Origin of the sequence: Bradyrhizobium sp. NBAIM14 (assembly GCF_020193895.1) — a bacterium.
Lineage (GTDB): Bacteria > Pseudomonadota > Alphaproteobacteria > Rhizobiales > Xanthobacteraceae > Bradyrhizobium > Bradyrhizobium yuanmingense.
On the sequence record NZ_JADYVQ010000033.1, the window covers coordinates 24,430 to 34,930 of the forward strand.

Consider the following 10,501-nt stretch of genomic DNA (forward strand, 5'->3'; position numbering starts at 1 on the left):
AGGACGGCGTTGGATGAACGGGCGGGCCGTCCAGGCTCTTGTTGCCGTTCGCTCGACCCCGCCTATTCTGCGCTGAATCCGTTGGGGCGTTCGTTTGATTGCGTCCAGTGCCGAGCGTGCTTGCATGTTGGACGGCAATAGCCGGTCCGACCATGCGAATTCGATGTCTCCGATCTCTTCGGCAGAGCAAGTGATCTCAGATGCCGGCGAATGCGATTGGAATATTCCAGTCAGCGGCCGAAGCCGCAGTATTTGGTGCAGATGGTCCGATGCCGCCGTACGGCCGTGGCGATTTGAATGACCTTCTGCGCGGCGAGGAAATGATCAGCTTGCACCCACACAGCAACAAACGATGCGTTCGCCGCTAAACAAAAGGAAGCTGATTTTCCCCGCGTGGCGAAAAATAGTTCGTCTTGGACTCGCATGGTCGAACAATCTCTGAGAGGATTGATCATCAGGCGATGGTCCCACTCAGGAGCGCGGACAATGCGCAACTACGTCTTCGACAACGTTACGCATTCGATTCCGAGCAAGCTCGTCGACCAGTTGTGTTCGTGTTGTTCCTGAGCGGCGTCTTAATTCATAGAGACGATCTGGCCTGAGATCGCTCCAGCTCCTCGAAATCAATAACGCAAACGCTGGCTGAACAGCAGTGTCGCGCCCGTTCGTCGTGATCGGCGTGGTCGCATGGTGCTGCGCGCTCAGGCCGCGCCTACCTCGCAGTAAGTGTCATTCTCAAGGGACAAACCACTAGTCTGTAAACAACGAACCGATCAAATTCGCCTACTGGGTGCCGAACGTATCCGGCGGGCTCGTGATTTCTTCGATCGAGCAGCGTACCAGCTGGGACATCGACTACAACCGGAAGCTTGCTCAGATCGCCGAAAAGGCGGGCTTCGACTACGCACTCAGTCAGATCCGATTCACGGCGGGTTAGGAGCCGACAAGCAGCACGAGCCGGTCAGCTTCTCGCATGCGCTGCTGGCTGCGACTGAAAAGCTCAAGATGATCGCCGCTCTCCTTCCCGGGCCATGGAATCCCGCCGTAGCGGCGAAGCAGATCGCGACAATCGGCCAGCTTACCAACGCGCGCGTTGCGGTGAATATTGTGTCCGGTTGGTTCCGCGGTGAATTCCACGCAATCGGAGAGCCTGGCTCGATCACGATGAGCGCTACCGGCGTTCGGAGGAGTTCATCAATGCTCTGCGCGGGATTTGGAGGGAAGAGAGCTTCACACTCAAGGGGGACTTCTATCGGTTCAACGAGTACTCGCTGAAGCCGAAACCGCTCGATCCGCTGCCCGAGATCTTCCAGGGCGGCTCTTCGCGCGCCGCCCGCGACATGGCCGCTCGCGTGTCCGACTGGTACTTCACGAACGGGAATACGCCCGAGGCAGCCGCTTTACGGAAGAGATGGGGTATTCGGTCCCGATCGTCTGACCTATTTGCTGCGCGGCACGTTTTGGCTGACGATCATGGACCAACTCCATCCGAAGGAGAAAAGTCATGATCTACGTCGGCCTCGATGTTTCGCTGAATTCCGTTGCGGTATGTGCGGTGGACGAGACCGGAAAGCTTATCCGGGAGGGAACCATCTTGGCGGATGCGCCATCGATTGTGCAGTACCTCGAACCATGGGCTGGTCAAGTTCAACGGGTGGGCCTTGAGGCAGGACCGACGTCAGAATGGCTGACCGCAAATCTAATCGAACTGGGGCTGCCGGCCGTCAGTTTGGAAGCCCGCCAGGTTAAGGCGGCACTTTCGGCCATGCCGGTGAAGACCGATCGGAATGACGCCCGTGGGATCGCGCAGGTGGTGAGAACGGGATGGTTCAAGCCTGTTCACGTCAAGAGCATCGGCAGTCAAAGGGCCCGGACGCTGGCCGCGGCTCGCAAGCATATCATCCGCTCCATCGCTGCCGCAGAGCAAGTCATCCGCGGACTTCTGCGTCCGCTCGGTCTCAAAGTAGGAGTCGTCTCGCGGAGTCTGTTCGCGACGCGAGTTCGTGAGTTGGTCGGCGATGACGACTTGCTGGAGGCGATCATGAATCCGCTGCTTGCCGGACGCGAAGCGCTGATGCGGGAGTACGGCCGACTGCATCGTCTGGTTCTGAAGGCCGTGCGCAGTGACCCGGCTTGTCGGCTCTTGATGACAATGCCGGGGATCGGCGCGGTCTCTGCGTTGACCTTCCGCTCCACTGTGGACGATCCGAGGCGATTCCTGCATTCTCAATCCGTCGGTGCCTATCTCGGGTTAACGCCCCGGCGATACCAATCTGGCGAGGTTGATCGGGTGGGACGGATCACAAAAGTCGGAGATGGAGAGACGCGCACAGCCCTGTTCGAAGCTGCCAACGTTGTTCTCAGGCCATCAACCCGATGGTCTCCGATGAAGGCTTGGGCGGTGCGTGTTGCCCACCGGCAAGGAAGCAAGCGTGCGAAGGTCGCGCTGGCCAGAAAGATGGCTGTCGTCCTTCACCGAATGTGGATTGATGGAACCGAATTCCGATGGACGGCGGTGGCGTAAGGACGCCATCGCCATCCCAAGAGACGCCCGTCGCGGGGCGTGGGGATGGTCGAGTTCGTATGATCTGTCGTGGCGTCCGCCCTCCAGGCGGCTGACTACGCCGAAGAGCTTGAACCGACCATTCAACCGAACCCCATCGTGTGGCGGCTTTGCCGACCACGAACAGAAGCAAGGTACCCGCGGCACGCGCTCTTAAGGGATTGACAGAAGCAGACCGAATACAGAAGCAGATCATCGGGATTTTGAAGGAGCACGAAGCTGGCGTGTCGGTTGCCGATCTGTGCCGGACGGCGTCAGCGATGCCAGCATCTACAAATGGAAAGCCAAGTTTGGCGGGATGGAGGTATCGGAGGCCAAGCGGCTGAGGACGCTGGAGGATGAGAACACGCGTCTGAAGCGGCTTTTGGCCGACGCCATGCTGGACAATGCTGCGTTAAAGGACCTCCTGGGAAAGAAGTGGTGACGCCCGCGGGGAAGCGGAAAGCTGTCGCCCATCTCATGGATGCCCACGGGATGAGCGAACGGCGGGCGTGTAAAGCCATCGGCTGTTGCCGCATGACCATCAGATACCAGACGTCCCGGGCGGATGATGCCGCCCTGCGCCAACGCATGAGGGCGCTCGCCCAGGAGCGCCGTCGCTTCGGCTATCGGCGCCTGCATGTTCTGCTCAGGCGGGAGGGCTATCTGGTCAACCACAAGAAACTGTTCCGGCTCTACCGGGAAGAGAGGCTCGCGGTTCGTCGCCGTGGCGGCCGCAAGCGGGCGATCGGGACCCGAGCGCCGATGGTGGTGCCGATAGCGCCGAATGACCGCTGGTCGCTCGACTTCGTCTCGGACCAGCTCACCGATGGCCGCCGCTTCCGCATCCTGACCGTGGTCGACGAGTGCACGCGCGAATGCCTGGCGTTGGTGGCCGATACCTCGCTGTCGGGCTCCCGGGTGGCGCGGGAGCTGGACCGGCTGATCATCGAGCGCGGCAAGCCCAAAATGGTGGTCAGCGACAACGGCACCGAATTGACCAGCAACGCCATCCTGACATGGGCCGATCAGAGCCGCGTCGCCTGGCATTACATCGCGCCCGGCAAGCCGACGCAGAATGCCTTCATCGAAAGCTTCAATGGCCGTCTCCGAGACGAATTGTTGAACGAGACGCTGTTCACGTCGCTGGCCCAGGCCCGCGTCGAACTCGGACATTGGCGGGCCGACTACAACGATACGCGACCTCACTCGCAACTCGGATGGAAAACACCATCGGAGTTTGCCTTCACCTGCAACCCGCGACGGGATCTGGCGCTGCGCTATGCCGATGGCTCCGCACCAGCTCCCGTCGCTACCACCGCCCATTCGGCTAAATCCAACAGCCGGGGCGAACTCAGGACTGGATAAAACTTGATGTGGTGGAACGGCCCGCTCCAACAGCATCAAAGTGCTAGAACGTGGTCGTTGTTCGAACGCCACAAAGGAGGGACCGTTCCGTGAAACAGGTTATCACCATCGGGCTCGATCTGGCCAAGCACGTTTTCCAGGTTCACGGGGCGGATGCCGAGGGCTCACCCGTGTTCAACCGGAAGCTACGGCGCAGCGAAGTTCTGCGTTTCTTTGAGAAGCTGCCACCATGCCTGGTGGGAATGGAAGCATGCGGTAGCGCCCACTATTGGGCACGCGAGATCGCAGCTCTCGGTCATGAGGTCCGGCTCATTCCGCCGGCTTATGTCAAACCCTTCGTCAAGCGTGGTAAGACGGATGCGGCGGACGCGGAGGCCATCAGCGAAGCGGTGACCCGAAAGACCATGCGCTTCGTGCCGATTAAGACGGCTGAGCAACAGGCTGCCGCGATGGTGCTGAAGACCCGCGCTCTTCTAGTGCGGCAGCGAACGCAGGCGGTCAACGCGTTGCGCGCGCATCTGGCAGAATTGGGCATCATCGCCACCGCCGGCCTGGCAAAGGTTGAGGCGCTGGTCGCAATCATACGGGATGAGACAGATGCTCGCCTGCCCGCAGCAGCGCGCTTCGCGCTGATGGCTATTGCCGACGAGATTGAAGCTTCAGCCGACCAGATCGAGAGGCTCGAGCGCGCAATCGTTGTGGAGGCCAAGCGCGACGAGGACATGCGTCGGTTGACCACAATCCCTGGCGTCGGCGCCATTACGGCGGCGACCATCAAGGCGCTTGTGCCGGATCCCGGCGGGTTCAAGTCGGCTCGCCACTTTGCCGCCTGGCTGGGATTGACGCCGCGGTCTCATTCAAGCGGAGGCAAAGAGCGGTTGGGACGAATATCGAAGATGGGAAATCCGGAACTCCGCTCTCTCCTCGTTGTCGGGGCAACGGCCGTCTTGCGGGTCGTCCGAAACGACGCTCGGGCGCGGCCGTGGCTGAAGGCCCTTCTTGCCAGACGGCCCTTCAAGGTTGCCGCCGTCGCGCAGGCCAATAAGACAGCGCGGATCATCTGGGCGCTCCTGAACAAGGGCGGAAGTTATCGGCGTCCCGACCCATTGGCGGTTACCGCGGTGACGCAGTGACCACCAAAATGATCTGACCGGCGCAGGCCGGCAGAGGGCAAGGTGCAACAACAGGCGATGAACCCTTGGGACGAAATCCCGAAACGAGTGAAGCTACTGCCCCCAATGCGCTCAAGCGCGTAAACTTGATTTGGCTCCTCGTTCCGCGGATCTCATCGAGGCCAGCGGCCATATTGTGCCGCGCGCAAAGGCCGGACATATGACCGCACCGTCCCAATGTGTGAAATCGACTGAAAAAGCTCTTGCCTCGCGGGCCGTTCCACATATGGGGGCAAGGTCAGAACCTGATCGGCACGCCGCAGCAAGTCGCTGAACGGATCATCGAGCTCAAGCATGCCGGCGCCGACCTGATCCTGCTCGGGTTCCTGCACTTCCAGGAAGAGGTCGAATATTTCGGCAAGCATGTGATCCCGCTGGTCCGCGAACTCGAGACAAGGACGCCCGTACGCGTTCAGGCTGCCGAATAGGTGTAAAGCGAGGGGCAGCCACGTGATGGCGATTGCGACAGGGACGCTGAAGCAGCTGAACAGCGAGCAGGGGCTTTCAATCCTGGTCGCGGAACAGAATTCGACGGTGGCGCTGCGCTTTGCCGACCATGCTGTCGTGCTTGAGAGCGGCCGTAGCGTGCTGTCCGGCTCGTCAGTCGAATTGCACAGCCGCGACGACATCAAGGCCCTTTACCTCGGCGGTTCGCCGCAAACCGACGCCGCCGAGAAACCGCTCATCCATGCCGTTGTCGCAGTTTGACGAAACACAAGGGAGAATGACCAATGGCTAACGACAATCTTGCTCGCAAGTTCGATTCTGACATCTATTCTCGGCTGGATGCCGCGATTGATGCGACCGTAAAGGTCAATGCCGATCGCAATGATCTGGAAAGTCGCTTTCCAAGAGAAAATCTGAGGGCATTGGCGGAAGCCGGCTGGACCGGCGTGTTGAATGAATCACGCTTTGGGGGCCTCGCTCTTGGCCATGTTGATTTTGCCGAAGCCGCTTACCGGATCGGACAGGCCGATGCATCGACCGGCCTCGTCTATGTCATGCATGTCGGCGCGGCTCAGACGATCAGCCTGTTTGGTAACGACGACCAGAAGGAGCGCTGGCTCAAGGCGAACAATGGCGCCCTGCTTGGCACATATTCGACCAGCGAGCGCGCCACCGGTGGGCACTGGTGGTACAACCTCTCCGAGGCATCGCGCGAAGGCGACAATTATCTCCTCAACGCAGAAAAGTCGTTCACAACGAGTTCCGGCCAAGCTGATTTCAGCTTCGCGACAGCGTTGACGGGAACACCATCATCTTCTTCCAGTTCCGTCAGTGCCATCAAGATCATCATTTGCGGACCTGTAATGCCGAGCGCATTCGCCTGGTAGGACCGAAGATCGTCAAGGCATATGTCGATCGATCTGATCTCCCATGTGAAGCGCCTCAGTAGATCCTGACTCACGCGCAGCTCCTTCCGGAGGCGTGTCGCTAATCCAGGCAGCTTGGGTGGCATCTGATCTCAGGAGCTCCATCCTCGAAACGATTGGCTGCTGGCCGGGCTCAACAAAAGGGGACCGATCTTCGCTGATCGCTTCGACGTCCCAAGCGCCCGATCTAAAATCAATCGCCACACTCGGACGAGTTCGTTCCGGTTCGATATCTAAGAGGAGGAGCCCCGGTCCAACTTGGACTGTATCACGTCACTTCACCTAATTGTCGTAACTAAATCCGTCAAATACTTGAGAATGTCCGCAGGATTTTCGTAGATCGCGCCGCTTGTGCGCAGTTATTCTGCAGACATATCCTTGATGTCGCGAATCGTAGACAGCGAGTTCGAGCTCGGGTTGCGCAGGATGTCCTTGCCATAAGCGCCCCAAAGAACGAGACTGATCTCGCACAGCTTCATCGGGGCACGGGTCCCCACGGCCTTGCGGCGAGCCCGCCGTTTGCGGACGGTGAGCCCTTCCTCGCGGTAAAGAGAAGTGGGTGCCGATCCAGAAGGACATGGCCAAGCTCGGCATCAACTTCAAGGACAACTGGGTTATCAGTGGTCGAGACCTTCGCCGAATTGGTCGGGCTGGTTTAACTGCGGACCTCTTTGGCTAAGGGGCAGCAGGTGCAGCAGCCGCAGTTTCCTGTTGCTTCTTCAGCTCCGCGACTTTCGCCAGCACAGCCGCCCAGCGCGGCGCAGAGCGCCGCAATCGCAAATTGACGCATGAAAAATTACCCCCAAGACCGGAGGCGACTATAGGGCGAGGGACCCGAGAGCAGCAACAATTCTTTGACCGCCGCCCCCCAACGGCTTGGGGGTAGCAGGGTCGCATACCGCATAATATATAGCGGTCGAATCGCATCAAAGCAGTTGATGACGGCCCGAATCGAGGGATTGTGACAACCTGCAAAAAACGCAAGGCTTGATTCCCTAGCGTCTAACGCTAGTAATTCGTTAAGAATTGCTCGCGCGACTCGAATAGTCGCAGATCTGGGGAGGAACTATGGCAAGGCGGGTTAACGGCCCGTTAACCATAAACGACGACAGTCAGTTCGTCGACGACCAACCCATTGAAAAGAATTCGAACAGCCACTTTAACGCAGGCCTACTGCAACGAATGGTCGTGCTTGGTTGTTCTGTAGATCCGGTCCGCCGGAAAAAAGGAGGCGGTGCCCATGAGACACCGCCCCAAGTCACTGAGATGCGGACTGTTCAGCTTAGCTGGGCAGTCCGCGGCAGTGGGCGATGACCCACTCCCATTTACCGAGGCGGAACCGTGTGTAAGCGCGAACGCTTACAGGGCGGGTGCCGCCACAGTGCGGGTAGTGAAACATGCTGTTTCACCTCCTTTCCGAGATCGCGCCAGGATCGAGCCTGGCCCTCCTTCGACGAGCGAAGCCGCCGAAATCCATGTAAGTCGTGACGACTTCCACGCATCGCGGAGTGGGCGATTCGGATGCACCATCTAGCTAAATGAACGAATCGTCAGAGAGTCGCAAGGGTGGTTGGCTGCTATCCAGCTTTTTCAGTGGAAGGGCGCGGTGATTCGCGCCCAGTTACCAATGGCGAGAAGGTAACTGCGGCCGAGATCGAGAAGCTGAACAAGTAGTTGGCCACGATCTTGACAGCACTGTCCCCGACGCTGCCGGTGGTGCGGATGTGGTCTCGCAGTTTGACGGCACCTGTCGTTTATGACACGTGCGTCCCGCCCTGAGGTGGGCGCATGATTGCTGCTAAACGAGGGCCATTGCTGTGCAGCGCTACTATCTTCCGATTATCCATAACGGACAACTACAGGCGGACGATGCCGGCGAGATGTTTGGCTCAGCCGCTCTCGCGAGCCAGTACGGCGCCCGGGTCGCTCATGAGATCGGCAGCGATCCCGAGTACGATCCAGGGAGTGGCACAGTGGTAATAGTTGTCGATAGCGCCGGTGTAGAGATCGCGCGGCATGCGGTTGGCCGAGCTGCCTGGTAAACTTCCCACCGTGGGAAGTTTAGCTCAGGTCACTTTGCGGCTTGTGTGAACGACCCTGGTGCTGGCGACTCCTTTACTTCCGTTTTCGCTGTTCTCGGCCAAGCCACTCTTGGTAAGCTTGGTCAACCGATATGCCCTTGCGTCGCGCAGTCCGATAGAACCTGTTGAACTGCTTGCGCGATGGTGATGGAACGCCGGTCTCGTCTCGATGTTGCTTGTTGGCAGCCATCGAGAGCAGCACTGCGAATGGAAGCAGGATCAGGCCGATTATTACGCCTATATGCATCTTGGTATTTCCTCGCAGGATGAGCAGTCAACCGTGGTTCTACGATCAAGCCTTTGCGCCACGCAGTTTTTCAACAATGGAAACTACGTTCATCCTTTCCAACTCGTCGAAATATTTAGCCGTCGCAAACCGATTGATAATAAACTGACCATGATAGGCGACCCAAAGTCACCTCGGGGGGCATGAGATTTGTGTCGATCACGGTGCTTTGTGGAGAATATGAAAAGCTGGGCGGCGATCTTTTTCAGCGTTGATCTCCTGCAACCTGGTCCAGTGACGTTTGGTAGCTTCCTCTGACAGAATGTATTCGCCGCCCTGCATTACTCCAATTAGGGCGAAGACACCGGCGCCTTGATGTTGAAGTAACGGTATATCGTCCTCAGGTCCATCGCGCCCCAAGACGAGGCCGCCAAAACGTGCGTCCATAATTCTCCTTCGCTCCAGTTCTGCAAAAAAACTGAAGGTATCCGAAGCGAGGCAGCGCGGGAGTAGAGCAATTGGGACACTCTTCGGAATCCAAAGGCAATTGGGCCGAGCAGTGTGTGCATGCCGTGCTGGTGGCGAGGCCGGGGTTCGTATCATTCAATGCAATTTACTCCAATGCATCTAGCGCCTACCGCGACACCCGCACGTCGCCGTAGCGTTCCTCAACCGGCCGCTCACCATCAAAGTCAGTGTGAGCGAGTAGGGCGCCAACACCGAACAGCACCATGCCGCCAATCCAGACGAGGCACGTAGCCGTTAAATAGGCGGACGTCCCAACGCCGATACTGCCTGTGAGCCCAAATAGCGTGCCTGCGTTGAACAACAGTCCGATGACGCCCCAGAACCAGAACAGTACGGCGAGCAATCCCTTTGAAGCGCCGTGGTGGCTTCTCAGCCGAAACGTGCGCTCCCACGTACCTTTTCGTTTAAATAGCCCATTTGAAATCCCCAAACATCGCGGCAACCTTACGGGGTGGGGGCGGGGCTGGGCAACCATGATCTTGGTCCGCCCACAGAGCACGGTGACCTGACACAGGATCTCCTATATACGAACCACCCGGGGCGCATGGAGTGCAGCGATGTCAGACGAAGAGTATGACTATCCCGGCCGGATCGCTGAGATCGAAATAGACAATTCGGCGGCAGTCTGCATTGAGCAAATTGACGATGAGATCACGGTCGTCATCGCGAAGCATTGTGGGCCTTCATTTCCAGGTGACGGCGGCGCAAGCGCTTGAGTTGTCCCGGGCGCTCGCTGCTGCAGCGGAGAATGCGGAAAAATTCCGTAAGTCAGCTGGATGATGTAGGCAAATCGTTGATGATGGGCCTACGCCGCTTCTTGCTCAGCCTGGCTGGCGGGTTGCGCGCAATTTAGGATGTGGACGCCGGGGCACCCCCAAGAAGGGGTTGAATTTTAGCCGAATCGGGGCAAGGTGTCCGCGGGCTTGAACACCCGGACTAGCACTACTTTGGCAGATTTGGTTTGTGCTGTGGTTTTTCACGGATTCGTCTTCTGCAGTGCGGGCATCGCTGCGATGGCGGCCGGAGAATGAGATCGACGATGGCGTGGCGTACGGCGGGCATGGTTGGTTGAGGCGGAGGCCCGTTGATTCTTTTTTTTCCGTCCCGCATGTGCGAGGCGACGGTGCTGCAAGAAGGCGTAGGCAATCATTGTCATCAGGGCGTGGCGATGAAGACCCTGCCATGATCGCCCTTCGAAGTGATCAAGCCCA

At 58.7% G+C, this 10,501-nt stretch carries 7 protein-coding genes and 5 pseudogenes; 9 read left to right on the forward strand and 3 right to left on the reverse strand.

The window, feature by feature from the left end; translation table 11 throughout:
* Positions 1-230: 230 nt before the first annotated feature.
* Entirely contained in the window at positions 231-455 is a 225-nt protein-coding gene (locus I6F28_RS35630) for a hypothetical protein (protein WP_225131111.1), read from the reverse strand.
* Between the two features lie 317 nt (positions 456-772).
* Between I6F28_RS35630 and I6F28_RS35635 the strand changes: the two are divergent.
* From I6F28_RS35635 to I6F28_RS37965, 8 genes and pseudogenes are all read left to right on the forward strand, one after another.
* Positions 773-1,400 (forward strand): annotated as a pseudogene (locus I6F28_RS35635) (LLM class flavin-dependent oxidoreductase); the annotation flags it as partial.
* A gap of 104 nt (positions 1,401-1,504) precedes the next feature.
* Positions 1,505-2,524 carry an IS110 family RNA-guided transposase gene (locus I6F28_RS35640; protein ID WP_225131109.1) on the forward strand — a complete coding sequence of 340 codons (1,020 nt, stop codon included), beginning with the start codon at positions 1,505-1,507 and terminating at the stop codon, positions 2,522-2,524.
* A 200-nt stretch (positions 2,525-2,724) separates the two neighbouring features.
* Positions 2,725-3,910: pseudogene (locus I6F28_RS35645) on the forward strand (IS3 family transposase).
* An 89-nt stretch (positions 3,911-3,999) separates the two neighbouring features.
* Positions 4,000-5,043, forward strand: coding sequence for an IS110 family RNA-guided transposase (locus I6F28_RS35650; protein ID WP_225131108.1), 1,044 nt, complete (start codon positions 4,000-4,002; stop codon positions 5,041-5,043).
* A 269-nt stretch (positions 5,044-5,312) separates the two neighbouring features.
* Positions 5,313-5,510 (forward strand): annotated as a pseudogene (locus I6F28_RS35655) (dimethylsulfone monooxygenase SfnG); the annotation flags it as partial.
* 46 nt (positions 5,511-5,556) lie between these two features.
* Positions 5,557-5,790 (forward strand): annotated as a pseudogene (locus tag I6F28_RS35660) (ABC transporter ATP-binding protein); the annotation flags it as partial.
* 23 nt (positions 5,791-5,813) lie between these two features.
* Entirely contained in the window at positions 5,814-6,416 is a 603-nt protein-coding gene (locus tag I6F28_RS35665) for an acyl-CoA dehydrogenase family protein (RefSeq protein ID WP_225131106.1), read from the forward strand.
* 1,856 nt (positions 6,417-8,272) lie between these two features.
* The gene (locus tag I6F28_RS37965; protein ID WP_463671691.1) at positions 8,273-8,497 is read left to right on the forward strand and encodes a DUF6894 family protein; all 225 of its coding nucleotides are present in this window, start codon (positions 8,273-8,275) and stop codon (positions 8,495-8,497) included.
* Between the two features lie 484 nt (positions 8,498-8,981).
* Here I6F28_RS37965 and I6F28_RS35670 read toward each other — a convergent pair whose 3' ends face one another.
* Complete coding sequence (locus tag I6F28_RS35670) at positions 8,982-9,209, reverse strand: hypothetical protein (protein WP_225143636.1); 228 nt, start codon at positions 9,207-9,209, stop codon at positions 8,982-8,984.
* 638 nt (positions 9,210-9,847) lie between these two features.
* Between I6F28_RS35670 and I6F28_RS35675 the strand changes: the two genes are divergently transcribed.
* Entirely contained in the window at positions 9,848-10,006 is a 159-nt protein-coding gene (locus I6F28_RS35675) for a hypothetical protein (protein WP_225143638.1), read from the forward strand.
* A gap of 260 nt (positions 10,007-10,266) precedes the next feature.
* Here I6F28_RS35675 and I6F28_RS35680 read toward each other — a convergent pair.
* Positions 10,267-10,501, reverse strand: a pseudogene (locus I6F28_RS35680) (IS701 family transposase); the annotation flags it as partial.

What these genes read in the sequence shown, in the direction of transcription:
- I6F28_RS35670 (WP_225143636.1), bottom strand. Translation starts at nt 9,209, where the DNA reads ATGGACGCACGTTTTGGCGGCCTCGTCTTGGGGCGCGATGGACCTGAG.
- I6F28_RS35665 (WP_225131106.1), top strand. Translation starts at nt 5,814, where the DNA reads ATGGCTAACGACAATCTTGCTCGCAAGTTCGATTCTGACATCTATTCT.
- I6F28_RS35640 (WP_225131109.1), top strand. Translation starts at nt 1,505, where the DNA reads ATGATCTACGTCGGCCTCGATGTTTCGCTGAATTCCGTTGCGGTATGT.
- I6F28_RS35675 (WP_225143638.1), top strand. Translation starts at nt 9,848, where the DNA reads ATGTCAGACGAAGAGTATGACTATCCCGGCCGGATCGCTGAGATCGAA.
- I6F28_RS35630 (WP_225131111.1), bottom strand. Translation starts at nt 455, where the DNA reads ATGATCAATCCTCTCAGAGATTGTTCGACCATGCGAGTCCAAGACGAA.